General features: G+C 67.4%; 16 protein-coding genes and 3 pseudogenes. 7 read left to right on the top strand and 12 right to left on the bottom strand.

All coding sequences use genetic code 11. The annotated features are described in order from the left end of the window. Positions 1 to 89: 89 nt before the first annotated feature. The gene (locus ACEOAB_RS04475) at positions 90 to 1,883 is read left to right on the top strand and encodes an ABC transporter ATP-binding protein/permease (RefSeq protein ID WP_413749137.1); all 1,794 of its coding nucleotides are present in this window, start codon (positions 90 to 92) and stop codon (positions 1,881 to 1,883) included. On the opposite strand, the gene queC is transcribed toward ACEOAB_RS04475, so the two are convergent. The 3 genes and pseudogenes from queC to ACEOAB_RS04460 all read right to left on the bottom strand — a co-directional run bounded on the left by queC (position 1,832) and on the right by ACEOAB_RS04460 (position 5,424). After that, complete coding sequence (gene queC / locus ACEOAB_RS04470) at positions 1,832 to 2,569, bottom strand: 7-cyano-7-deazaguanine synthase QueC (RefSeq protein ID WP_413749142.1); 738 nt, start codon at positions 2,567 to 2,569, stop codon at positions 1,832 to 1,834. The genes ACEOAB_RS04475 and queC overlap by 52 nt on opposite strands. A 91-nt stretch (positions 2,570 to 2,660) precedes the next feature. Further along, on the bottom strand, positions 2,661 to 3,140 hold the full coding sequence (locus tag ACEOAB_RS04465) for a cyanophycin metabolism-associated DUF1854 family protein (RefSeq protein ID WP_413749138.1): 480 nt from the start codon (positions 3,138 to 3,140) through the stop codon (positions 2,661 to 2,663). Beyond that, positions 3,137 to 5,424, bottom strand: a pseudogene (locus ACEOAB_RS04460) (cyanophycin metabolism-associated ABC transporter). The gene ACEOAB_RS04465 and the pseudogene ACEOAB_RS04460 overlap by 4 nt, the downstream one beginning before the upstream one ends. Before the next feature lie 139 nt (positions 5,425 to 5,563). Between ACEOAB_RS04460 and ACEOAB_RS04455 the strand changes: the two are divergent. The 5 genes and pseudogenes from ACEOAB_RS04455 (at position 5,564) to ACEOAB_RS04435 (ending at position 12,010) form a co-directional block, all read left to right on the top strand. Then, positions 5,564 to 7,818: pseudogene (locus ACEOAB_RS04455) on the top strand (cyanophycin synthetase). Then, positions 7,815 to 10,382 carry a cyanophycin synthetase gene (gene cphA / locus ACEOAB_RS04450; protein ID WP_413749141.1) on the top strand — a complete coding sequence of 856 codons (2,568 nt, stop codon included), beginning with the start codon at positions 7,815 to 7,817 and terminating at the stop codon, positions 10,380 to 10,382. Before ACEOAB_RS04455 ends, cphA begins: the two are co-directional and overlap by 4 nt. A 270-nt stretch (positions 10,383 to 10,652) precedes the next feature. After that, positions 10,653 to 11,063, top strand: coding sequence for a hypothetical protein (locus ACEOAB_RS04445; RefSeq protein WP_495653493.1), 411 nt, complete (start codon positions 10,653 to 10,655; stop codon positions 11,061 to 11,063). Positions 11,064 to 11,259: 196 nt separating this feature from the next. Next, positions 11,260 to 11,622: a hypothetical protein gene (locus ACEOAB_RS04440; protein WP_495653492.1), complete on the top strand. Its 363-nt coding sequence runs from the start codon at positions 11,260 to 11,262 to the stop codon at positions 11,620 to 11,622. Between the two features lie 133 nt (positions 11,623 to 11,755). Then, positions 11,756 to 12,010 (top strand): hypothetical protein, encoded by a 255-nt coding sequence (locus ACEOAB_RS04435; RefSeq protein ID WP_413750494.1) that lies wholly within the window; start codon positions 11,756 to 11,758, stop codon positions 12,008 to 12,010. 25 nt (positions 12,011 to 12,035) lie between these two features. On the opposite strand, the gene ACEOAB_RS04430 is transcribed toward ACEOAB_RS04435, so the two are convergent. Continuing rightward, positions 12,036 to 12,815 carry an SDR family NAD(P)-dependent oxidoreductase gene (locus tag ACEOAB_RS04430; RefSeq protein ID WP_495653491.1) on the bottom strand — a complete coding sequence of 260 codons (780 nt, stop codon included), beginning with the start codon at positions 12,813 to 12,815 and terminating at the stop codon, positions 12,036 to 12,038. 119 nt (positions 12,816 to 12,934) lie between these two features. Between ACEOAB_RS04430 and ACEOAB_RS04425 the strand changes: the two are divergent. After that, positions 12,935 to 13,801: pseudogene (locus ACEOAB_RS04425) on the top strand (LysR family transcriptional regulator); the annotation flags it as partial. A gap of 49 nt (positions 13,802 to 13,850) precedes the next feature. On the opposite strand, the gene ACEOAB_RS04420 reads toward ACEOAB_RS04425, so the two are convergent. The 8 genes from ACEOAB_RS04420 to chvE all read right to left on the bottom strand — a co-directional run bounded on the left by ACEOAB_RS04420 (position 13,851) and on the right by chvE (position 24,083). Next, the gene (locus tag ACEOAB_RS04420; RefSeq protein WP_413750492.1) at positions 13,851 to 14,768 is read right to left on the bottom strand and encodes a dihydrodipicolinate synthase family protein; all 918 of its coding nucleotides are present in this window, start codon (positions 14,766 to 14,768) and stop codon (positions 13,851 to 13,853) included. Between the two features lie 23 nt (positions 14,769 to 14,791). Next, positions 14,792 to 16,528, bottom strand: a complete 1,737-nt coding sequence (locus ACEOAB_RS04415) for an IlvD/Edd family dehydratase (protein ID WP_056509212.1) — start codon at positions 16,526 to 16,528, stop codon at positions 14,792 to 14,794. Positions 16,529 to 16,532: 4 nt separating this feature from the next. Continuing rightward, entirely contained in the window at positions 16,533 to 17,564 is a 1,032-nt protein-coding gene (gene yjfF / locus ACEOAB_RS04410) for a galactofuranose ABC transporter, permease protein YjfF (RefSeq protein ID WP_056597163.1), read from the bottom strand. Further along, complete coding sequence (locus ACEOAB_RS04405; RefSeq protein ID WP_413750491.1) at positions 17,561 to 18,595, bottom strand: ABC transporter permease; 1,035 nt, start codon at positions 18,593 to 18,595, stop codon at positions 17,561 to 17,563. The genes yjfF and ACEOAB_RS04405 overlap by 4 nt, the downstream gene beginning before the upstream one ends. Before the next feature lie 139 nt (positions 18,596 to 18,734). Continuing rightward, positions 18,735 to 20,255: a sugar ABC transporter ATP-binding protein gene (locus tag ACEOAB_RS04400; RefSeq protein ID WP_413748900.1), complete on the bottom strand. Its 1,521-nt coding sequence runs from the start codon at positions 20,253 to 20,255 to the stop codon at positions 18,735 to 18,737. A 6-nt stretch (positions 20,256 to 20,261) separates the two neighbouring features. Continuing rightward, on the bottom strand, positions 20,262 to 21,473 hold the full coding sequence (gene mmsB / locus ACEOAB_RS04395) for a multiple monosaccharide ABC transporter permease (protein WP_056597168.1): 1,212 nt from the start codon (positions 21,471 to 21,473) through the stop codon (positions 20,262 to 20,264). After that, positions 21,460 to 22,986 (bottom strand): multiple monosaccharide ABC transporter ATP-binding protein, encoded by a 1,527-nt coding sequence (gene mmsA, locus ACEOAB_RS04390; protein ID WP_042673160.1) that lies wholly within the window; start codon positions 22,984 to 22,986, stop codon positions 21,460 to 21,462. Before mmsA ends, mmsB begins: the two co-directional genes overlap by 14 nt. A 26-nt stretch (positions 22,987 to 23,012) precedes the next feature. Further along, positions 23,013 to 24,083, bottom strand: a complete 1,071-nt coding sequence (gene chvE / locus ACEOAB_RS04385) for a multiple monosaccharide ABC transporter substrate-binding protein (protein ID WP_007831785.1) — start codon at positions 24,081 to 24,083, stop codon at positions 23,013 to 23,015. Between the last annotated feature and the right edge of the window lie 4 nt (positions 24,084 to 24,087).

Genomic DNA, 24,087 nt, shown 5'->3' with positions numbered 1-24,087 from the left:
CGGGCGGCTTTCAGGTCCCTTTAAGAAAGATTTGTCTACCATGGCCCTTTCAAGATGACCGGCGCACGAGCGCCTGCGAGGAAAACCGAATGTCTCTATCAGTCACCGCTCGCGCGGGCTCGTTCATCCAGGTGCTGCGACGCGTCTTCAGGCTCGCGGCACCCTACTTCCGGTCCGAAGAGAAATGGCGGGCACGGGGCATGTTCGCTGCCATCGTGGCGCTCAATCTGGCCTATGTCTACGCGCTGGTGCTCTTCAACCAGTGGTACGGGCGCTTCTACGACGGACTCCAGAACAAGGACGCGGCGGTCTTCTGGCGCGAGATCCGTGTCTTCGTCGTGCTGGCCTTCTTCAATATCGCGCTGCAGGTGCTCAAGTTCTATGTGACGCAACTGCTGCAGTTGCGCTGGCGTGCCTGGATCACGCGCAACTACCTGGGCCGCTGGATGGCGGACCGTACCTTCTACGAGATGGAACTGGCGCGCTATGCAGGCAAGGACGGTGCGACGCCGGACAACCCCGACCAGCGCATCCAGGAAGACATGCAGTTGTTCACCAGCGCGACCATGACGCTGTCGATGGGTCTCCTGAACGCCGTGGTCACGCTCATCAGCTTCGTCGGCATCCTCTGGGGACTCTCGGGCACGACGGCGTTCTCGGTGGGCGGCACCAGCTACCAGATCGCGGGCGCGATGGTCTGGCTGGCGGTGATCTACTGCGTGGTGGGCACGGTCATCACGCACTTCATCGGACGGCCGCTGATCGGGTTGAACTTCCGCCAGCAGCGCTTCGAGGCGGACTTCCGCCATCACCTCGTGCGCGTGCGCGAGTACAGCGAGGCCATCGCGCTGGACCGCGGGGAGACGGTGGAGCATGGCCAGCTCGATCTGCGCTTCGGCGCCGTGCTGCGCAACTACCTGCAGCTCATCAAGCAGCAGAAGAACCTGGTGACCTTCACCGCATTCTTCGGCCAGGCGGCGGTGATCTTCCCGTTCGTGGTGGCGGCTCCGCGCTTCTTCAGCGGCGCGATCCAGCTGGGCCAGCTGATGCAGATCTCGTCGGCCTTCGGCAAGGTGCAGGATTCGCTGAGCTGGTTCGTCGACAACTACGACAGCGTGGCGGTGTGGCGCGCCACGACCGACCGTCTCACGAGCTTCGACGACGCGATCCGCGAGCATGCTGCGCAAGAGAACGCGCTCGAGCGCAGCGACGCGCCTTCGCTTCACACCGACGGCCTCACGCTGAACCTGCCGAACGGCACGCCGCTGCTGGCGAACGCGGCGCTCTCGGCAAAGGCTGGCGACAGCGTGCTGGTGCAAGGCCCCTCGGGCAGCGGCAAGTCGACCCTGTTCCGGGCCTTTGCCGGCATCTGGCCGTTCGCGCGCGGACGCGTGCAGGTGCCATCGGACGCGATGTTCGTGCCGCAGCGGCCCTACATGCCCGACGGCCCGTTGCGCGTTGCGCTGGCCTATCCGGAAGATGCTGCGAAATACACCGACGAACAGTTGCGCCAGGCATTGAAGGATGCCCTCTTGCCCGAATTCGCCGATCGCCTGGACGACAGCGATGCATGGAGCCAGAAGCTTTCGGGCGGCGAGCAGCAGCGGCTGGCCATCGCGCGCGTGATGCTGAAGAAACCCCGCTGGATCTTTGCCGACGAGATCAGCAGCGCGCTGGACGCGCCGGCCGAACGCACGCTGTACCAGCGGCTCTCGGAGATGGTGCGCGCGCGGGGCGGCGCGATGGTCTCGGTCGCCCATCGGGCCGCGGTGGGCGAGTTCCACAGCCAGCGCTGGACATTGGTGCCCGAAGGCGAAGGTGCCGCCGCGCGCTACCGCGTGGAGGTGGTACCAGCGCCGGCCGGCAGCGCCGTCGCCACGTAGCGTTCCCAGCCCTTCTTGCGCAGCTCGCAGGCGGGGCATTCGCCACACCCGTAGCCCCAGGCCTGGCGGTGCACGCGATCGCCCAGGTAGCAGGTGTGCGTCTCTTCCACGATCAGCTCCACCAGCGGCTCGCCGCCCAGGCGATGGGCCATGGCCCAGGTCTCGGCCTTGTCGATCCACATGAGCGGCGTCTCGATGACGAGGCGGCGCTCCAGCCCGAGCGAGAGCGCGAGCTGCATCGCCTTCATGGTGTCGTCGCGGCAGTCGGGGTAGCCCGAGAAGTCGGTCTCGCAGACCCCGGTGACGATCACCTGCAGCCCGCGCCGGTACGCCAGCGCGCCAGCCAGCGTGAGGAACAGCAGGTTGCGCCCGGGCACGAAGGTGTTGGGCAGGCCGTCGGCCTGCATGGCGAAGGCGACCTCTTCGGTCAGCGAGGAGCCGCCGAGCTGCGCCAGCGCCGCGAGCGTGAGCACGTGGTCTTCGCCGAGGCGGGGCGCCCAGTCGGGGAAACGCTCGCGCATCTTCGCGAGGACGGTGCCGCGCACGTCGAGCTCGACGCGGTGGCGCTGCCCGTAGTCGAAGCCCAGGGTTTCGACGCGCTGGTACTTCGAGAGCGCATCGGCGAGGCAGGTGGCCGAGTCCTGGCCGCCGGAGAACAGAACGAGGGCTGTGGTGTGCAGGGGCATATCCGTCAACGGCGAGGCCGCTGTAGTGCAAAGCCGCGATTTTCGCAGGCCGTGCAAGGCCCCGCCCGGTCGGGGCCGCCTTCTGCTTCTTCTAGAGAAAACGCTCGAGCAGCTTGCGCGACGCGCGGTCGAGCGTCTTCACGTCGGGAATGCGGAACTGCACGCCGTGCGCGCTCGCAATGAGCAGCGCGCCGCCTTCGAGCCGGCGGATGTCTTCCTCGGCCTTGAGCACGAAGCTGGTGTCGCCGCGGTCGGTGCTGATGGTCCAGGTGCTGGGCACGCCGAAGCTGGACACGCCGTGCAGGCGCAGCAGCGTGGGCGCGAAGTCGCGCACCGCGAGTTCTTCCTCGAGCAGCCCCCTGGCCTGCGCCGGCAGTTGCTCGACGCTGTCGATCCAGACCAGCTCGCGGCCTTCGCTGCCGACCAGCGACACGCCATGGCCCGGCGCACTCAGCGGAAAGGCCCGCACGGGCGTGACGCCCACATGGCGCTCGCCCTGCGCGTCGGTCAGCACGAGGCGGCCGAAGGCGTCGCGTTCGAGTTCGAAAGATGGGGTGTTGAGTTCGGTCATGCGTCGCCCGCCGGATGTGCTGCGTGGCTGATGGCCAGGGGGCTTGCGCAGCGGCGCGCTCGTCGGCGGCGCCTTCGCTCGCATCGTCGTCGCCCTGGCGCAGTTGCGCCTGGTAGAGCCGCCAATAGGCGCCCTGCTTCGCCATCAAGGCGTCGTGCGGCCCGACCTCGACCACTTCGCCGCGGTCCATGACCACGAGCCGGTCGGCCTTGCGCAATGTCGACAGCCGGTGCGCGATGGCGATGGTGGTGCGGCCCTGCACGAGGTTGTCCAGAGCCTTCTGGATTTCCTTCTCGGTCTCGGTGTCCACGGCCGAGGTGGCCTCGTCGAGGATCAGGATGCGCGGATCGATCAGCAGCGCGCGCGCAATGCTGATGCGCTGGCGCTCGCCGCCCGACAGCCCCTGTCCGCGCTCGCCCACGAGCGAGTCGTAGCCGTGCGGCAGCCGCAGGATGAAGTCGTGCGCATGGGCCGCGCGGGCCGCGGCAACCACCTCTTCGCGCGTGGCGTCGGGCTTGCCGTAGGCGATGTTCTGCGCGATGGTGCCGAAGAACAGGAAGGGTTCCTGCAGCACCAGCCCGACGTGGCGGCGGTAGTCGGCCACGGCGAAGCGGCGGATGTCGGTGCCGTCGACCTTGATGGCGCCGTCGGTCACGTCGTAGAAGCGGCAAATGAGGTTGACCAGCGTGCTCTTGCCCGAGCCGCTGTGGCCCACGAGGCCGATCATCTCGCCGGGCTCGATGGTCAGGTCGAGGTCGTGGATCACGGCGCGCGAGCCGTAGCGAAAGCCCAGGCCGCTCATCTCGATGCGGCCCTGCACGCGCTCCACCTTCACGGGGTTGGCGGGCTCGGGCACGTTGCTCACGTGGTCGAGGATGTCGAAGATGCGCTTGGCGCCCGCCGCGGCCTTCTGCGTGACCGAGACGATGCGGCTCATCGAGTCGAGCCGCGTGTAGAAGCGGCCGATGTAGGCGATGAAGGCGGTGAGCACACCCACCGTGATGCTGCCGCGCGCCACCTGCCAGATACCGAAGGCCCACACCACGAGCAGGCCGATTTCGGTCAGCAGCGACACGGTCGGCGTGAACAGCGACCACGTGCGGTTGAGCTTGTCGTTGACCTGCAGGTTGTAGGCGTTGGCGACGCGGAAGCGCTCGGCCTCGCGGCGCTCCTGCGCAAAGGCTTTCACCACGCGAATGCCGGGGATGGTGTCGGCCAGCACGTTGGTCACCTCGGACCAGACGCGGTCGATCTTCTCGAAGCCGGTGCGCAAGCGGTCGCGCACGACGTGGATCATCCAGGCGATGAAGGGCAGCGGCACCAGCGTGACCACGGCCAGCAGCGGATTGATGGAGATCAGGATGGCCGCCGTCATGACGATCATCAGCACGTCGTTCGCGAAATCGAGCGCGTGCAGCGACAGGAAAACGTTGATGCGGTCGGTTTCGGAGCCGATGCGCGCCATCAGGTCGCCGGTGCGCTTGCCGCCGAAATAATCGAGCGGCAGGGTCAGCAGGTGCTCGTAGGTGGTGGTGCGCAGGTCGGCGCCGATGCGCTCGGACACCAGCGCGAGCAGGTAGGTGCGCGCCCATCCCAGCCCCCAGCCGACCAGCGCCGCGATCAGCAGGCCGCCGAGGTAGAGGCCCACGCGCATGGAGTCGATCTTCTGCCCGTTCTGGAACGGGATCAGGATGTCGTCCATCAACGGGATGGTCAGGTACGGCGGCACCAGCGTGGCGGCGGTGGAGATCAGGGTGAGTACGAATCCCAGAATCAGCTGCTTGCGGTACGGGCCGGCGAAACGGCCCAGGCGCAGCAGCACCCAGGTCGATGGCGGGGTCTGGAGTTCGGCGTCGGGGGCGCCCTCTTCGCCGTCGGCAACTTCGATGACCTTCGGTGTCTCCTTGGCGACACCAGCCGTTCGCTGGCCGAACAACTTGAGCAGGCGCAGCGCCGCGACCTGTCCGGCCAGGGTGTAGCGCCAGCGGGCCAAACGGCCCGAAGGCCCCGTCAAATCGAGGGTTCCCACGCCCGAGTGGTCGGACAGGCGCAATTCCAGGGTCGCATCGGTTAGCGGCCACTCACGCCATTCGCCGCCCGGTTCGAGGGCGATCAGCCTCTGGTCAGTCAGCGCGACTAGGCCGCAAGCGAAGCGAAGTTGGTCGTCGAGGTCAACCGACAGTATTACCAGAACGTTTTCCGCGACTGCGAGCCGGTTTTTCAGCGCGTCTGAAGCCGCCTCTGTTTCGCCCTCCCGGGTGCCGACTGGATCGTGATGTTGCATTGTGTTTCTCTGACTCTTGCCCGTCGCGGGCCGCATGGACCGCGTCATGGCGCCCTTGGTCGGGCGCCGATTCTGACCGATTGCCATGGGCGCGCCTGAAGGCGCCGTGGTGCTCGGCCAAAGCACTTCGAACGTTTGCATGACCCGTTTCGACGACATCCGCCTGCTGCGCATCAACTATTTGCGCGGTCCGAACCTCTGGACCTACCGTCCGGTACTCGAAGTCTGGCTCGACCTGGGCCAGCTGGAAGACTTCCCCTCCAACAAGATCGACGGCTTCACCGACCGCCTGACCGGCCTGCTGCCGGCGCTCATCGAGCACCACTGCGGCGTCGGCGAGCGGGGCGGCTTCATCCAGCGCCTGACCGAGGGCACGTGGTCGGGCCACGTGCTGGAGCACGTCGTCATCGAACTGCTGAACCTCGCCGGCATGCCGACGGGCTTCGGCCAGACCCGCAGCACCTCCGAGCACGGCGTCTACCGCATGGTGTTCCGCGCCCGTGACGAGCAGGTCGCCCGGGTGGCGCTGGCCGAGGGCCACCGCCTGCTGATGGCGGCCATCAACAACGATCCGTTCAGCGCCGCCGACGTGCAGAAGGCCGTCGACGCGGTCAAGGCCAAGGTGGAAGACTGCTACCTCGGCCCGAGCACCGCCGCCATCGTGGCCGCCGCCACCGATCGCGGCATTCCGCACATGCGCCTGAACAGCGGCAACCTCGTGCAGCTGGGCTACGGCGCCAACCAGCAGCGCATCTGGACCGCCGAGACCGACTACACCAGCGCCATCGGCGAATCGATCGCCAGCGACAAGGAGCTGACCAAGTCCCTGCTCGCGAGCTGCGGCGTGCCGGTGCCCGAAGGCCAGGTGGTCGCCAACGCCGAAGAAGCCTGGGAAGCCGCCGAGGACATCGGCCTGCCGGTGGCCGTGAAGCCTTCCGACGCCAACCACGGACGCGGCGTGTCGCTCGAACTGACCACCCGTGAAGAAGTCATGGCCGCCTTCGCGGTCGCCGAGCCCGAGGGCAGCGACGTGATGGTCGAGCGCTTTATCCGCGGCCACGAGCACCGTCTGCTGGTGGTGGGCGGCGAAGTGGTGGCCGCCGCGCGCGGCGAGATCATCACCGTCACCGGCGATGGCCAGAGCAGCGTGCGCGACCTTATCGACAAGCAGCTCAACAGCGACCCGCGCCGCGGCGCCGAGGAAGAGTTTCCGCTCGACGTGATCGTGATCGACAGCGACGCCAAGCTGCAGCTCGAGCTCAAGCGCCAGGAGCTGGACGCCAACGCCGTGCCGGCCGCCGGCCGTGTGGTGACGATCCAGCGCAACGGCAACATGGCCAACGACTGCACCGACCAGGTCCACCCCGAAGTCGCGCACGCCGCCGTGCTGGCCGCGCGCGTGGTGGGCCTCGACATCGCGGGCATCGACCTCGTGGCGCAGGACATTTCCAAGCCGCTGGGCCCGCAGCGCGGCGCGATCGTCGAAGTCAATGCAGGCCCCGGCCTGCTGATGCACCTGAAGCCGGCCGTCGGTTCGCCGCGCCCGGTGGGCCGCGCCATCTGCGACCACCTGTTTCCCAACGACGCGCCCGGGCGCATTCCCGTGGTCGGCGTGGCCGGCTCGCGCGACACCGCCGTGCTGGCGCGCCTCGTGGCCTGGCTGATCGGCCTGGGCGGGCGCCAGACCGGCCTCGCCTGCCGCGACGGCCTGTTCCTCGAACAGGCCGTCGCGTCGATGCGCGCGACAGCGCCAACTGGGACGCCGGCCACCGCCTGCTCGTGAACCGCGCCGTGCAGGCCGTGGTGATCGAGAACGGTGCCGAAACCATCCTGCGCGACGGTCTCCCCTACGACCGCTGCGAAGTCGGCATCGTCACCGACCTCGATGGCTTCGAAGCCCTGGCCGACTACGACATCACCGAGAGCGACCAGATGGTCAAGGTGCTGCGCACGCAGGTCGACGTGGTGCTGTCCGAAGGCACGGCCGTGCTGAATGCGGGCGACCCGCGCGTGGCCGGCCTCGCGCCGCTGTGCGACGGCGCCGTCATCCTCTATTCGGCCGACCCGCAGGCCACCGAACTCACGGCGCATCAGAGCGCCGGCGGCAAGGCCGTGCTGGTGCGGCAGGACCGCGTGGTGCTGGCCAACGGCAGCGGCGAATCGTTCCTGCCCGGCCTCGGCCGGCTCACCGTGTGGCGCGCCACCCATGCCGGCGTGAGCCTCGAAAGCCTGCTGGCCGCCGTGGCCGCCGCCTGGGCGATGGGAATTCCGCTGAATCTGATCGGCGCCGGCGTGGAGGCCTTCGAGGCCGACCTGCAGGCGGCGCTCGCCTCGCTGCAGCTGTCGCAGACCCAGCCGCTCTCGTCGCAACACCCCCAATCACAATTCGCATGAGAGTCACCCGCATCCGAGCCCTCCGTGGGCCCAATCTCTGGAGCCGCCACACCGCCATCGAAGCGGTGGTTGCCTGCCAGGGCGACGAGAACGCCATCAGCAAGCTGGCCGGCTTCGAAGCCCGCCTGCGCGCACGCTTCCCGACCATCGGCGAACTGCACCCGATGGTGCTGGGTCAACCGCTGGCGCTGGCCCATGTGCTCGAGAACGCCGCCGTCGCGTTGCAGGCGCAGGCCGGCTGCGCGGTCAACTTCGGCCACACCTCGCCCACGGTGGAAGAAGGCGTCTACCAGGTCGTGTTCCAGTACAGCGAAGAAGCCGTCGGCCGCCGTGCGATCGAGTTGGCCGAGCAGCTGATCGAGGCCGCCCTGGCCGACACTGCCTTCGACGCCAACGCCGCCATCACCGAGCTGCGCGACCTCGACGAGTCCGAGCGCCTGGGCCCGAGCACCGGCTCCATCGTCGATGCCGCCGTGGCGCGCGGCATTCCGTACCGCCGGCTGACCAGCGGCAGCCTCGTGCAGTTCGGCTGGGGCTCGAAGCAGCGCCGCATTCAAGCCGCTGAAGTCGACAGCACCAGCGGCGTGGCCGAATCGATCGCGCAGGACAAGGAACTGACCAAGCAGCTGCTCAACGCCGCCGGCGTGCCGGTGCCGCTGGGCCGCCCCGTGACCAGTGCCGAAGACGGCTGGGCTGCTGCCAACGAGATCGGCCTGCCGGTCGTGGTGAAGCCGCAGGACGGCAACCAGGGCAAGGGCGTCACGGTCAACATCAACTCGCGCGAAGAACTGTTCGCGGCCTACGACTCGGCCGCCGTCTACGGCGAGGTGATGGTCGAGAAATTCCTGCCCGGCTTCGACTTCCGCCTGCTGGTGGTGGGCGACCGCCTCGTGGCCGCCGCGCGGCGCGACCCGCCGCAGGTGATCGGCGATGGCAGCGCCACGGTGCGCCAGCTGATCGACACCGTGAACCTCGACCCGCGCCGCGGCGAGGGCCATGCCACTTCGCTCACCAAGATCCGCCTGGACGACATCGCCATCGGCCGGCTGGAGGCCCAGGGCCTCACGCCCGACAGCGTGCCCGCGCGCGGCCAGCGCGTGGTGCTGCGCAACAACGCGAACCTGTCGACCGGCGGCACCGCCACCGACGTGACCGACACCGTGCACCCCGAAGTGGCGGCGCGCGCGGTCGATGCGGCGCAGATGGTCGGGCTGCACATCTGCGGCGTCGACATGGTCTGCGAGAACGTGCTGCGCCCGCTCGAGGAGCAGCATGGCGGCGTGGTCGAGGTGAACGCCGCGCCCGGCCTGCGCATGCACATCTCGCCCTCGTTCGGCCGCGGCCGCGCGGTTGGCGAAGCGGTGATGGACACCCTGTACGCCCACGGCGACGACGGCCGCATTCCCGTGGTCGCCGTCACCGGCACCAACGGCAAGACCACCACGGCGCGCCTCATCAACCACCTGCTCGCATCGAGCGGCCTGCGCACCGGCATGACCAACACCGACGGCGTGTACGTCGACGGCCGCCAGACCGACAGCGGCGACTGCAGCGGCCCGAAGAGCGCGCGCAACGTGCTGATGCATCCCGATGTCGACGCGGCCGTGTTCGAAGTGGCCCGCGGCGGCGTGCTGCGCGAAGGCCTCGGCTTCGACCGCTGCCAGGTGGCCGTGGTCACCAACATCGGCAGCGGCGACCACCTGGGCCTGAACTACATCACCACCGTCGAAGATCTCGCGGTGTTGAAGCGCGTGATCGTGCGCAACGTGGCCGCCGACGGCTACGCGGTGCTCAACGCGGCCGACGTGAACGTCGCCGCCATGGCGGCCGGCTGCCCCGGCCACGTGATCTTCTTCACCGCCGACCGCATGCACCCGGTGATGGCCACGCACCGCGCGCAGGGCAAGCGCACCGTGTACGTCGACCAGGACACGCTGGTCGCGGCCGAAGGCTCGTGGCGCGAACGCATCGCGCTGCGCGACGTGCCCATCACGCGCGGCGGCACCATCGGCTTCCAGGTCGACAACGTGATGGCTGCCGTGGCGGCCGCGTGGGCCGTGGGCCTCGACTGGGACACCATCCGCAGCGGCCTCGCGAGCTTCATGAACGACGCGGCCGGCGTGCCTGGGCGCTTCAACGTCATGGACTACCGCGGCGCCACCGTGATCGCCGATTACGGCCACAACACCGACGCCATGCGCGCACTGGTGTCGGCGGTGGACACGATGCCGGCGAAGAAGCGCTCGGTGGTGATCAGCGGCGCGGGCGACCGGCGCGATTCGGACATCCGCGACCAGACCGCCATCCTCGGCGAAGCCTTCGACGACGTGATCCTCTATCAGGATGCTGCACAGCGCGGCCGCGCCGACGGCGAAGTGATGGCGCTGCTGCGCCAGGGCCTGCAGGGCGCGGCCCGCACCCGCCAGATCGACGAGATCCGCGGCGAGTTCGTCGCGATCGACGCCGCGCTGGCCCGCCTGCAGCCGGGCGACCTGTCCCTGATCCTGGTCGACCAGGTTGAGGAAGCGCTCGCTCACCTGGCACAGCGCATCGCAGCGGGCTGATACCTGTCCTAGGCAGGAACACCGCGGAACCGGCTTTGCCGGGCCGCTGGTGTTGCCCCCGGTAGGGGGAAGGCGCGCGCGACACGAAGTGCGCGCAGCCTGGGGGCGAGCAACGCTTGCCGGACACGTCCCACATGCAGGGGCGCGTCCGGCCCGGTCGGCGGGCGCGGCTGTCCCACAGACTCGCGCCCCCCGGCCACGCCAGACTGAGGCTCCTGTCACGCACCTCACCACAGGGAGGGCGTGCTTTCCTTTCACCAAGGAGCCCGCATGACAACAGCAGTTCGTTCCATCCTGTCCGCCGCGGCATGCCTCGCCGCCGGCGGCTTCATGGCCTTCGGCGCACAGACCGCCGGCGCGCAGGCGCCGGGGTCGGACGCCCGCATTCAGAAGGAACGCGCCACCTGCGACGGTGTACAGCAGGACCGCGCCGCCTGCCTGCGCGAAGCCGGCGCGGCCCGTCAGGAAGCCAGCCGCGGCGGCCTCACCAGTCCGAGCCCGGCCCGGGGGCAGGTCAACGCCCTCGCCCGCTGCGGCGAACTGCCGGCCGCCGAGCAACCCGACTGCGAAGCCCGCATCGAGGGCGGCGCACGCACCACCACCGAGGGCAGCGTGATGGGCGGCGGCGTGATCCGCGAAACCGTGACGCCGCTGCCGCCGCAGACCATGCCGGCACGCTGAAGGAACCCGCCCTCCTCGGGCGCTTCCAACATTTCCAAGGTTTTCAAGCTCGCTTCAAGGAGCCATCTATGAAAAGCACCACTCGCTCAATCATCTTCACCATGCTCGCCGCCGGCGGCTTGCAGCCGGCAGCATCGCCTCGGCCGCGTCGCCGCGCGGCGCAGCAGCCTCCGGCACCTACCAGCAGGAACTGGCGGTGTGCGGCCACAACCAGCAGGACCGCGCCGCCTGCATCCGCGAAGCCGGCGCCGCGCGCCTGGAAGCTGCGCGTGGGGGCCTGACCAGCGCACCCGATTACCGCGCCAATGCACTCGCCCGCTGCGGCCTGCAGCAGCCCGCCGAGCGCAGCGCCTGCGAGGCGCGCGTGCTCGGCAGCAGCGGCAACAGCACGGCCAGCGTCGACGGCAGCGTAATGGGTGGGGGCGTGATCCGCGAATCGGTCACCACCACCGTGATGCCCGCACCGGCCATGGCGCCGGAACCGATGCCGATGCCAAGGCCGGCCCCGATGCCCGAGCCGATGCCCATGCCCCGGCCGATGCCCGCGCCACTGCGCTGAGCGTCTTCGCTGAAGAAGCATCGCCAGGCGCTGCCGGCGGCTGGCGATGCCCTTACTGTCACAGTACTGTCATAAAAGGCGCAGGCCTGCTAGCTATAGTTCTCGGTCCCTGCCTACCGAGGAATCCTTTCCCATGAATGCCATCAAGGTCGCTCGCCGATTCATCGAAACGGACCCGGCCAACGAATCGGCCAAGATCCTGGCCCAGCTCGTGTTGGCTCTCGAGTCCGAACGCAGCTTCGAACTGGTCACGCTCTACAACCTCGACTACAAGAGCTTCGAGCTCGCGATGAACATCCTGAAGGAATGGCGGCTCGACCGCTACTACGCCAGCAAGTCCAAGCTGTTCGACCTGTCGCTGCAAGTGACCGAACTCGAGAAAAGCTGAAGTCCGCGGGGCACTCCCCGCGTGTTCAGACCATCATCCCGCCCGACACCTCGATGCGCTGGGCATTCACCCAGCGACTCCCCTCCCCGAGCAAGCCCGCGATCGCACCGCCGATGTCGTCGGGCTGGCCCGCGCGTCCGAGCGCCGTGAAGCCCGCGACCATCGCGTTCACCTGCGCGTTGTCGCGCACCATGCCCCCGCTGAAGTCGGTCTCGATCGCACCCGGTGCGATCGTGTTCGCCGCGATGCCGCGCGCGCCGAGTTCCTTGGCGAGATAGCGCGTGAGCGTCTCCACGGCGCCCTTCATCGCGGCGTAGGCGGATGCACCGGCTATCGAGAACCGGGTCAACCCCGACGACACATTGACGATGCGCCCGCCGTCCTTGATCAGCGGCAGCAGCTTCTGCGTGAGGAAGTACGTGCCCTTGAAGTGCACGTTGTAGAGCATGTCGAACTGCGCTTCGGTCGTGTCCTCGAAGTTCGCGTGCAGGCCCACGCCCGCGTTGTTCACCAGGAAGTCGAAGCGCTCGCGCTGCCAGGTGGCCGCGTGCGCCGCCTTCACCGAATCCGCGAACGCGGCGAAGGCCGTGCTGTCGCCGACGTCGAGCCGGAGCGCGACGGCACGGCGCCCCTTCGCCTCGATCTCCGACACCACCGCCTGCGCGCTGGCTTCGTTCGACACATAGGTCAGGATCACGTCGACGCCATCGGCGGCGAGCGCCAGCGCGGCACTGCGGCCGAGGCCCCGGCTGCCGCCGGTGATAAGTGCGATGCGGGAGGGATGAGAGGTGTTGGAAGCAGTCATTTCAAAGTCCTTGCTGGTTCATCGGTAAATCGATGGATGGACTTTAAAAATTACCGGCAGAAAGATAAATTCCGCCAAACTACGCACACTGTTATCCAAAAAGAAAACAATCAGCCGCCATGATCACCGACGAACTGCGCATCTTCTCGAAGGTGGCCGAACTCGCGAGCTTCAGCCGGGCCGCGGACCAACTCGGCCTGACCCGCGCGCGCGTCTCGGTGGCCGTGCAACAGCTGGAAGAGCGCCTGGGCACGCGGCTCCTGCAGCGCACGACGCGCAGCGTGCGCCTCACGGAAGACGGCGCGCGCTTCCTCGACCGCTGCAAGGACTACCTGGCCGAAGGCGAGCAGCTGGCCACCATGTTCCGCTCGAACATCGGCGGCCTCACAGGGCGCCTGCGCATCGACCTGCCGGCCACCGTGGCGCGCGACCTCGTCATTCCGCGGCTGCCCGAATTCCTCGCGCGACATCCTGCGCTGGAGATCGGCATCAGCACGACCGACCGCCGCGTCGACCTCGTGAACGAGGGCTTCGACTGCGTGCTGCGCGTGGGCGTGCTGGGCGATTCCGAACTCGTCGCGCGGCCGCTCGGTTTCATGCGGATGGCCAATGCCGCGAGCCCGGCCTACCTGCAGGCGCACGGCACGCCGCAGACGCTTGCCGACCTCGCGCAGCACCGCATCGTGCACTTCGCACAGACCCTCTCGCCGAACGACGCGGGTTGGGAATACTTCGACGCGGCCCAGGGCCGCTACCGGATGCAGCCGATGCGCTCCATCGTCACGGTGAACGGCACCGACGCCTACAACGCCGCGGCGGTCGCGGGCCTCGGGCTGATCCAGGCGCCGATCGGCGGCCTCCTGCCGTGCTTTGCGGCCGGCTCGCTCGTGCAGGTGATGCCGGCGTTCACCGCCCGCGCGATGCCGGTGTCGCTGGTGTACGTCAACCGGCGCCACCTCGCGCCGCGCGTGCTCGCCGTGATGAACTGGCTGACCGAGATCCTCGCGCCCTACTTCGTCGAGGACGGCGAACCGGCTATCTCCCCCAGCGCAGCACCAGCGGATCAAGCCGCTTCGCCGTCTCGATCAGGCCATCGCGCGTCGCAGGGTGCATCGCGGGCAGCGGATGCCGCGGCGCCTCGCAAGCGATCACGCCGCCCTCTTTCATGAGCGACTTGCAGGCCAGGAGGCCCGCCTGCCGGTTCTCGTAGTTGATGAGCGGCAGCCACTGCTGATACAGCGCGAAGGCCTTGTCGCGATCGCCCGAACGGTGCGCTTCGATGATCGGGCGAATGCCGTCCGGATAGCCGCCGCCGGTCATCGAGCCGGTCGCGCCGGCATCGAGGTCGGGCATCAGCGTGATGGCCTCCTCGCCGTCCCACGGGCCTTCGATGGCGTCGCCGCCCAGGCGGATCAGCTCGCGCAGCTTGGCGGCCGCACCGGCCGTCTCGATCTTGAAATACGCGACCTGCTCGATCTCCTTCGCCATGCGCGCGAGGAACGGCGCCGACAGCACCGTGCCGCTGGCCGGCGCATCCTGGATCATGATCGGGATGTCCACCGCATCGGACAGGCGCGCGTAGAACTCGAAGATCTGCGGCTCCGGCACGCGGAAGGTCGCGCCGTGATAAGGCGGCATCACCATCAGCATGGCCGCGCCCATGTCCTGCGCGCGGCGGCTGCGCTCGGCGCACACCTTGGTGCTGTAGTGCGTGGTGGTCACGATGACCGGCACGCGGCCCTTCACGTGTTCGAGCATGGTGCGCGTGAGCACCTCGCGCTCCTCGTCGGACAGCACGAACTGCTCCGAGAAATTGGCAAGGATGCACAGGCCGTCCGAGCCCGCGTCGATCATGAAATCGACGCAGCGCTTCTGGCTCTCCAGGTCGAGTTCGCCCTGTTCGGTGAAGGTGGTGGGCACCACCGGGAAGATGCCGCGGTATCTGGGGGTCATGATGTTTCGTTGCTAGCGTGGGTTCAATGCGAATGGCGCGGCACGGCCGAGCCGCGGCAGCCGACGAGGAAGTCGAAGTCGCAGCCTTCGTCGGCCTGTAGCACGTGGTTGACGTAGAGCTTCTGGTAGCCGCCGCCGCGCGTGCTCATCGGTTGTGCATCCGAAGAAGACAGCGACGCGAGGCGCGCCGCCAGCTCCTCGTCGCTGATGTCCAGGTGCAATCGCCCCGCATCGCAGTCGAGCTCGATCCAGTCGCCGTCGCGCACCGCCGCGAGCGGCCCGCCGTCGGCCGCTTCGGGCGCGACATGCAGCACCACCGTGCCGTACGCCGTGCCACTCATGCGCGCGTCGGAGATGCGCACCATGTCCTTCACGCCCTGGCGCAGCAGCTTCGGCGGCAGGCCCATGTTGCCGACCTCGGCCATGCCGGGGTAGCCCTTGGGACCGCAGTTCTTCAGCACCATCACGCAGCTTGCGTCGATGTCGAGGTCTTCATCGACGATGCGTGCCTTGTAGTGCTCCAGGTTCTCGAACACCACGGCGCGCCCACGGTGCTTCAGCAGCTCCGGCGATGCGGCCGAGGGCTTGAGCACCGCGCCGCGCGGCGACAGGTTGCCGCGCAGGATGCGGATGCCGCCATCGGCGATCAGCGGCTTGTCGAGCGGGCGGATCACCTCGTCGTCGAGGCTGGGCGCATCGCGCACGTTGTCCCAGATCGACTGGCCGTTGACGGTGAGCGCGCCGGGGTGCGGCAGCAGCCCGTTCTCGCCGAGCCGGCGCAGCACGGCGGGCAGGCCGCCGGCGTAATAGAACTCCTCCATCAGAAAGCGCCCCGAAGGCATGAGGTCGACGATGGTCGGCGTGTTGCTGCCGATGCGCGTCCAGTCCTCCAGCTCCAGCTCGACGCCGATGCGCCCCGCGATCGCCTTCAGGTGGATCACTGCATTGGTCGATCCGCCGATGGCCGCATTCACGCGGATCGCGTTCTCGAAGGCTTCGCGCGTGAGGATCTTCGACAGCGTGAGCCCCTCCTTGGCCATCTCCACCGCGCGCATGCCCGACATCTGCGCGAGCACGTAGCGCCGCGCATCGACCGCCGGAATGGCCGCGTTGTGCGGCAGCGAGGTGCCGAGCGCCTCGGCCATGCAGGCCATCGTCGAGGCCGTGCCCATCGTGTTGCAGGTGCCCGCCGAGCGCGACATGCCGCCCTCGGCCGAGAGGAACTGGTGCAGGTTGATCTCGCCCGCCTTCAGCGATTCATGCAGCTGCCACACGGCCGTGCCAGAACCGATGTTCTTGCCTTCGAGCTTGCCGTTGAGCATCGGCCCGCCAGTGACCACGATGGCCGGGATGTCGCAGCTCGCCGCGCCCATCAGCAGCGCGGGCGTGGTCTTGTCGCAGCCCGTGAGCAGCACCACCGCATCGACCGGGTTGCCGCGGATGGCTTCTTCGACGTCCATGCTCGCGAGGTTGCGCGTGAGCATCGCAGTCGGGCGCAGGTTCGACTCGCCGTTGGAGAACACCGGGAACTCCACCGGAAAGCCGCCCGCCTCCGAGATGCCGCGCTTCACGTGCTCGGCGATCTTGCGGAAGTGCGCGTTGCACGGCGTGAGTTCCGACCAGGTGTTGCAGATGCCGATGATCGGGCGGCCATCGAACTCATGGTCCGGGATGCCCTGGTTCTTCATCCAGCTGCGGTACATGAAGCCGTTCTTGTCGGCGGAGCCGAACCATTCGGTCGAGCGCAGTTTTTTTGTCATTGAGTCAGCGGCGCGGAGCGCGCGAGGTGAAAAAGCGTTGCAACAAACAGAAAACGAACAGCAGCGCGCCGACCACGATGCGGGTCCACCACGAACTCAGCGTGCCGTCGAATGAAATGAGGGTCTGGATGATCCCGAGCATCAGCACGCCGAACAGCGTGCCCGCCACGTAGCCCACGCCGCCCGTGAGCAGCGTGCCGCCGATCACCACCGCCGCGATGGCGTCGAGCTCCAGCCCGATGGCATGCAGCCCGTAGCCCGAGAGCATGTAGAAGGTGAAGATCACGCCCGCCAGTGCCGAGCAGAAGCCCGAGAGCGTGTACACGCCGACCAGCGTGCGGCGCACCGGCAGGCCCATCAGCATCGCCGAGTTCTCGCTGCCGCCGATGGCGTACACCGCGCGGCCAAAGGGCGTGCAGTGCGCGATGAAGATCGCAGCCAGCAGCACCACGACGGCGATCACCGCGCTGATCGACACCGAGGCCTCGCCCCAGATCGGAATTCGGATCTGCGAGACCTCCGAGTAGAACTCGTTGGTGATGCTGATCGAGTCGATGCTGATCAGGTAGCACAGCCCCCGCGCCAGGAACATGCCGGCCAGCGTGACGATGAAAGGCTGCAACCGGAAGCGCTCGATGAGCAGGCCCATGAACGCACCGAAAGCCGTGCCCATCACCAGCACCAGCGGAATCACGATGCCGGGGCTCCAGCCGTGCTTCTCGACCAACGAGGCCGAGACCATGGTGGTCAGCGCGATCACCGAGCCCACCGACAAATCGATGCCGCCCGAGAGGATCACGAAGGTCATGCCCACGGCCACGACGATCAGGAAGGCGTTGTCGATCAGCAGGTTGAGGAACACCTGCGCCGAGAAAAAGCCGTCGTAGAAAACAGACCCCAACGTTGCCACGAGAACGAACAACGAAATCGTCGCCGCCAATGGCAGGTACTTCGGATTGAGCCCTCCCCTCTTGCCCCCTCTCCCGCTTGCGGGAGAGGGCTGGGGTGAGGGTCTTGTATCGATCACCGCGCTCATGCCCGCCCCTCTTCATGCACCGGCCGCTGCACCAGCGTGCGCACTTGCGACCTGAACTCCGGCGACTGCAGCAGCATCACGGCAAACACCACGCCCGCCTTCACGACAAGGTTGATCTCCGGCGGCACCCCCAGCGAATAGATCGCATAGGTCAGTGTCTGGATGATCAGCGCGCCGATCACGCTGCCCACGAGGCTGAAGCGCCCGCCGGTGAGTGCCGTGCCGCCCAGCGTCACCGCCAGGATCGCGTCGAGTTCGATGAGCTGCCCCGCGTTGTTGCCGTCCGCGCTCTTCACGTTGGAGCTGATGAGCAAACCCGCCACACCCGCGCAGGCACCGCAGAACGCATACGCACCGACGATCAGCCGCCGCGCCTGCACGCCCGCTACGCGCGCCGCCGTCGGGTTGATCCCCACTGCCTGGATGAACAGGCCCAGCGCCGTGCGCGTGATCGCCAGGTACAGCAGCACGAACACCGCCGCCACGATGAACAGCGAGAACGGCAGCCCGAGCAGGTAGCCGCTGCCGAGGAAGAAGAAGGGCTTGTAGTAGATCGTGATGATCTGCCCGTCGGCGATGAGCTGCGCGATGCCGCGCCCCGCCACCATGAGGATCAGCGTCGCGATGATCGGCTGCATGCCGACCTTGGCGACCAGCAGCCCGTTCCACAGCCCGCACAGCAATGCGATGCCGATGGCCGCGAGGATGGCGAGCGGCATCGGGAACCGGCTCACGTCGTTGGCTACCGAGCCGCCGATCATCCAGGCCGCGAGCGCCGCCGCGATGGCCACCACCGCGCCCACCGAGATGTCGATGCCGCGCGTGGCGATCACGAGCGTCATGCCCAGCGACACGAGCACCAGAGGCGCCGCGCGGTTCAGGATGTCGATCAGGCTGCCGTAGAGATGGCCTTCGCGCCATTCAAGATGCAGGAAGCTGGTGTTGAAGGCGATGTTCACCGCGAGCAGCAGGAGCAGCGTGACGAGAGGCCACGCGAGGCGGTGGCTCATGAGAGATGAAAGGCGGTTCATGGCGTCTGCCTTGCTCCTTCCCCCTTTGGGGGAAGGCGGGGATGGGGGCAAGCGGCCTTTGCCGCCGCGCGGTGTTGGAGGCCGTCTGCCCCCACCCCTGCCCTCCCCCAGAGGGGGAGGGAGAAATACGGAAGGTGCGTCATGCGGCTGCAATCATTTCGTAGACCTCGTCCTCGGTCGAACCGCCCGGCAGCTCGCCCACCTTCTTCCGATCCCGCAGCACCACGATGCGGTGCGCCACGCGCACCACCTCGCTCATTTCCGACGAGATGAAAATCACCGCCATGCCCGCCTTCGCAAGCCGCAGGATCTCTTCCATGATTTCCTGCTTGGCCGCCACGTCGATGCCACGCGTGGGCTCGTCGAGGATCAGCAGGCGCGGCTCGGTCGCGAGCCAGCGCGCGATCATGGCCTTCTGCTGGTTGCCGCCCGACAGCAGCCCGATGGGCGTCTCGACGCTCGCGGTCTTGATGCCGAGCGACTTCACGAAGCGCTCGGCCATCTCGGTCTGCTCGGCATGCGACAGGAAGCGCCGCGTGCCCAGGCGCGCCTGCAAGGCAAGCGCGATGTTCTCGCGCACCGACAGCTCGGCGATGATGCCATCGGTCTTGCGTTCTTCGGGACACAGCGCAAGGCCTTCGCGAATGGCATCGGCCGGGTTCGAGAAGCTCATGGTGCGGCCATCGACCTTGAGCACGCCGCGGTCCGGCAACTCCAGCCCGAACAGCAGCCGCGCGAGTTCCGTGCGGCCCGCGCCGAGCAGGCCCGCGATGCCGACCACTTCGCCGGCACGCACGCGCAAATCCGTCGCCTGCAGCTGGCCCGCCTGGCCCAATCCTTCGGTCTGCAGCAATGCGGGTGCGGCCTCGTCGAACGAAGGCAAGGCAGCAGGCCGCGCCGACTGCGCCGCCAGCTCACGCCCGAGCATCGCTGCGATCAACGCCTGCGGTCCCAGGTCTGCGGCACGCCACTCGCCGATCCAGCTGCCGTTGCGCAGCACCGTGATGCGGTCCGACACCGCATACATCTGGTTGAAAAAGTGCGTCACGAAGACGATGGCCAGCCCTTCGCCGCGCAGGCGCCGCAGCACCTCGAACAGCTTTTCCACCTCGTCGTCGTCCAGGCTCGATGTCGGCTCGTCGAGGATCAGCACCTTCGACGACACGCCCAGCGCACGCGCAATCGCCACCATCTGCTGCACCGCCACCGAGTAGCTCGACAGCAGCCGCGTCACGTCGATGTCGAGCCCGATGCGCCCCAGCAGCTCTTCGGCGCGGCGGTTCACCGCGGCCCAGTCGATGCGAAAGCCCTGCGCCGCGCCGCAACGCGGATAGCGCCCCGCGAACACGTTCTCCGCCACCGACAGGTTCGGGCACAGGTTCACCTCCTGGTAGACCGTGCTGATGCCCAGCTTCTGCGCGTCGAGCGGCGAGTGCGGATGGATCGGCTGGCCGTCGAGGAACATCTCGCCGCCGCTCGACGGCAGCACGCCCGTCAGCACCTTGATCAGCGTCGACTTGCCCGCCCCGTTCTGCCCCATGAGCGCATGGATCTCGCCCGGGTACAGGTTGAGCCGCACGTCGCGCAGTACCTGGATGCTGCCGAACTGCTTGTGGATGCCCCGAAGCTCGAGCACGGGGCTGAGGCTGCCGTCTGTCATGTGCGGCTACTTGTTCTTGTTGTAGACGTCGATGAACACCGCGGCCAGCAGCACCAGGCCCTTGATGACCTGCTGGTAGTCGATGCCGATGCCCAGGATCGACATGCCGTTGTTCATCACGCCCATGATGAAGGCGCCGATCACCGCGCCCATCACGCGGCCCACGCCGCCCGAGGCCGATGCGCCGCCGATGAAGCAGGCCGCGATCACGTCGAGCTCGAAGCCCAGGCCGGCCTTCGGCGTCGCGGTGTTGAGCCGCGCCGCGAACACAAGACCCGCCAACGCGGCGAGCGCGCCCATGTTCACGAAGGTGAGGAAGGCGAGCCGCTGCGTCTTCACGCCCGACAGCCGCGCCGCCTTCTCGTTGCCGCCCAGTGCATAGATGCGCCGGCCGAGGGTGGTGCGGTTGGTGACGAAGTCGTACACCACGATCAGCACCGCCATCACGATGAGCACGTTGGGCAGGCCCTTGTAGGTCGACAGCAGGTAGCTGAAGAACAGGATGATGGCCGCGAAGAACAGGTTCTTCACGAGGAAGAAGGCGTAGGGCTCCTGCTCCATGCCGTGCGCCGCCAGCTTGGCGCGCCCGCGCAGCTTGAAGAACACCAGCGCCGCGGCGGCCAGCGCGCCCACGACCAGCGAGGTGGTGCGCAATGCGTCGCCGCCCATCGGATCGGGAATGAAGCCCGAGCTGAGCCGCTGGAATTCCACCGGGAACGGCCCCACCGACTGCCCCGCCAGCAGCGCCAGCGTGAGCCCCTTGAACACCAGCATGCCCGCCAGCGTGACGATGAACGACGGGATCTTGCGGAACGCGACGAACCAGCCCTGCGCGGCGCCGATGACCGCGCCCGCGAGGATGCTCACGATCGCCGTCGGCACGAAGTGCCATTCGTACTCGACCATCAGCACCGCTGCGAGCGCGCCGATGAAGCCGCAGACCGAGCCCACCGACAGGTCGATGTGCCCCGCCACGATCACCAGCAGCATGCCCAGCGCCATGATGACCACGTAGCTGTTCTGCAGCAGCAGGTTGGTGAGGTTCAGCGGCCGCAGCAGCGTGCCGTCGGTCAGCACCTGGAACAGCACCATGATCGCGACCAGCGAGATCAGCATGCCGTATTCGCGCAGGTTGTTCTTCAGGAAGCCGACATGCAGCTTCGGCGCCTCGGAGGCGGGAACGGCGGCCTTCACCGCGTTGACTTCAGGCTGCGACATGGATCGAACTCCCCGAGCTCACGATGGCATGCATGATGCGTTCCTGCGAAGCCTCGGCCACCGGAAATTCGGCGACGAAGCGCCCCTCGTTCATTACGTAGATGCGGTCGCACATGCCGAGCAATTCCGGCAGTTCCGAAGAAATCATGAGAATGCCTTTGCCCTCGCTCGCAAGCTGGTCGATGATGGTGTAGATCTCGTACTTGGCGCCCACGTCGATACCGCGCGTGGGCTCGTCGAGGATCAGCAGTTCCGGCTTGGTGAAGAGCCACTTGCTCAACACCACCTTCTGCTGGTTGCCTCCCGACAGATTGACCACCAGCTGCTCGATGCCCGAGCAGCGGATGTTGAGTGCCTTGCGGTACTCGTTGGCCACCTTGAATTCGCGCCCGTTGTCGATCACCGACGAATCGGCGATCGCGTCGAGGTTGGCCAGGCTGATGTTCTTGCGGATGTCTTCCTCCAGCACCAGCCCCAGGCCCTTGCGGTCCTCGGTGACGTAGGCGATGCCGTGGTCGATGGCCTTGCGCACCGTGCCCACGTCCACCGGCTTGCCGTGCATGAGCACGGAGCCGCTGATGCGCTGGCCGTAGGACTTGCCGAAGACGCTCATGGCGAGCTCGGTGCGCCCCGCGCCCATGAGGCCCGCGATGCCGACGATCTCGCCCTTGCGCACGTTCAGGTTCACGCCCTTGATCTGTTCGCGGTCGGCGTGCAGCGCATGGTGCACGCGCCAGTCGCGCACCTCGAACACGGTCTCGCCGATCTTCGGGTGGCGCTGCGGGTAGCGGTGCGCCATGTCGCGCCCCACCATGCCGCGGATGATGCGGTCCTCGCTGATCGGCTGGCCACGGCAGTCCATGGTCTCGACCGTCGCGCCGTCGCGCAGCACGGTGACCGAATCGGCCACCTTGGAAATCTCGTTGAGCTTGTGCGAGATGAGGATCGACGCGATGCCCTGGCGCTTGAGCTCCAGCAGCAGCATCAGCAACGCATCGCTGTCGTTCTCGTTCAGGCTCGCGGTCGGCTCGTCGAGGATCAGGAGCTTGACCTCCTTGGCCAGCGCCTTGGCGATTTCCACCAGCTGCTGCTTGCCGACTCCGAGGTCGGTCACGAGCGTGGTGGGCAGCTCCTTGAGGCCCACCTTGGCAAGCAGCTCTCGCGTCTTCGCGTAGGCGGCGAACCAGTCGATCACGCCGCCGTTCGCAATCTCGTTGCCGAGGAAGATGTTCTCGGCAATCGACAGCAGCGGCACCAGCGCGAGCTCCTGGTGGATGATGATGATCCCGAGCTTCTCGCTGTCGGCGATGCCCTTGAAGCGGCGAAGCTCGCCCTCGAAATGGATCTCGCCGGTGTACGAGTCGCACGGGTAGACGCCGCTCAGCACTTTCATGAGCGTCGACTTGCCCGCGCCGTTCTCGCCGACCACCGCGTGGATCTCCCCCGCGCGCACGGCGAGGTTGACGTTGCTGAGGGCTTTCACCCCCGGAAACGTCTTGGTGATCCCGCGCATTTCGAGGATCGTGCGTTCGCCTTGACTCACTTGACTTGGCTTTCCTTGTAGTAGCCGCTGTCGACCAGCACCTGCTTCCAGTTCGACGCGTCCACGCTCACCGGCTTCAGCAGGTACGAGGGCACGACCTTGATGCCGTTGTTGTAGGTCTTGGTGTCGTTCACCTCGGGCTGCTTGCCCGAGAGCATGGCGTCCGCCATGGCCACCGTCACCTTGGCCAGTTCGCGCGTGTCCTTGAACACGGTCGAGGTCTGCTCCTTGCGCAGGATCGACTTGATCGAAGGCACCTCGGCGTCCTGCCCCGACACCACCGGCATCGGCTGCGAGCCCGAGCCGTAGCCCACGCCCTTGAGCGACGAGAGGATGCCGATGGAGAGGCCGTCGTACGGCGACAGCACCGCGTCGACGCGGTCCTTGGTGTAGTAGGCCGACAGCAGGTTATCCATGCGCGCCTGCGCCACCGCGCCGTCCCAGCGCAGCGTGCCGACCTTGTCCATGCCCATCTGCTTGCTGCGCACCACGAGCTTGCCGCTCTTGATGTACGGGTCGAGCACCGACATCGCGCCGTTGTAGAAGAAGAAGGCGTTGTTGTCGTCGGGCGAGCCGCCGAACAGCTCGATGTTGAACGGGCCCTTGCCGCTCTTCAGGTCGAGCGCCTTCTCGATCGACTGCGCCTGCAGCACGCCGACCTGGAAGTTGTCGAAGGTGGCGTAGTAGTCGACGTTCTTCGAGCCCTTGATGAGGCGGTCGTACGCGATGACCTTCACGCCCTTGTCGGCCGCCTTTTGCAGCACGTCGGACAGCGTGGTGCCGTCGATGGCCGCGATGACCAGCACCTTCGAGCCCTTGGTCACCATGTTCTCGATCTGCGCGAGCTGGTTGGGGATGTCGTCGTCAGCGTACTGCAGGTCGGTCTTGTAGCCCTTGTCCTTGAAGTACTTGACCATGTTGGCGCCGTCGGCGATCCAGCGGGCCGACGACTTGGTGGGCATCGAGATCGCGATCAGGCCCTTGTCCTGCGCATTGGCCAGCGGCGTGAAGCCGACGATGGCGAATGCGATGCCCGCGAGCGATGCTTTGAGGAATTTGCGTTTCATGGGT

The sequence above is a fragment of the Variovorax sp. Varisp53 genome (assembly GCF_059491555.1).
Note: the sequence above shows the minus strand (reverse complement) of the source record. Positions and strands in the feature narration are given on the sequence as shown.

Coding starts and splice junctions, on each gene's coding strand:
- ACEOAB_RS04475 (WP_413749137.1), top strand. CDS start 90: ATGTCTCTATCAGTCACCGCTCGCGCGGGCTCGTTCATCCAGGTGCTG.
- queC (WP_413749142.1), bottom strand. CDS start 2,569: ATGCCCCTGCACACCACAGCCCTCGTTCTGTTCTCCGGCGGCCAGGAC.
- ACEOAB_RS04465 (WP_413749138.1), bottom strand. CDS start 3,140: ATGACCGAACTCAACACCCCATCTTTCGAACTCGAACGCGACGCCTTC.
- cphA (WP_413749141.1), top strand. CDS start 7,815: ATGAGAGTCACCCGCATCCGAGCCCTCCGTGGGCCCAATCTCTGGAGC.
- ACEOAB_RS04445 (WP_495653493.1), top strand. CDS start 10,653: ATGACAACAGCAGTTCGTTCCATCCTGTCCGCCGCGGCATGCCTCGCC.
- ACEOAB_RS04435 (WP_413750494.1), top strand. CDS start 11,756: ATGAATGCCATCAAGGTCGCTCGCCGATTCATCGAAACGGACCCGGCC.
- ACEOAB_RS04430 (WP_495653491.1), bottom strand. CDS start 12,815: ATGACTGCTTCCAACACCTCTCATCCCTCCCGCATCGCACTTATCACC.
- ACEOAB_RS04420 (WP_413750492.1), bottom strand. CDS start 14,768: ATGACCCCCAGATACCGCGGCATCTTCCCGGTGGTGCCCACCACCTTC.
- ACEOAB_RS04415 (WP_056509212.1), bottom strand. CDS start 16,528: ATGACAAAAAAACTGCGCTCGACCGAATGGTTCGGCTCCGCCGACAAG.
- yjfF (WP_056597163.1), bottom strand. CDS start 17,564: ATGAGCGCGGTGATCGATACAAGACCCTCACCCCAGCCCTCTCCCGCA.
- ACEOAB_RS04405 (WP_413750491.1), bottom strand. CDS start 18,595: ATGAACCGCCTTTCATCTCTCATGAGCCACCGCCTCGCGTGGCCTCTC.
- ACEOAB_RS04400 (WP_413748900.1), bottom strand. CDS start 20,255: ATGACAGACGGCAGCCTCAGCCCCGTGCTCGAGCTTCGGGGCATCCAC.
- mmsB (WP_056597168.1), bottom strand. CDS start 21,473: ATGTCGCAGCCTGAAGTCAACGCGGTGAAGGCCGCCGTTCCCGCCTCC.
- mmsA (WP_042673160.1), bottom strand. CDS start 22,986: ATGCGCGGGATCACCAAGACGTTTCCGGGGGTGAAAGCCCTCAGCAAC.
- chvE (WP_007831785.1), bottom strand. CDS start 24,083: ATGAAACGCAAATTCCTCAAAGCATCGCTCGCGGGCATCGCATTCGCC.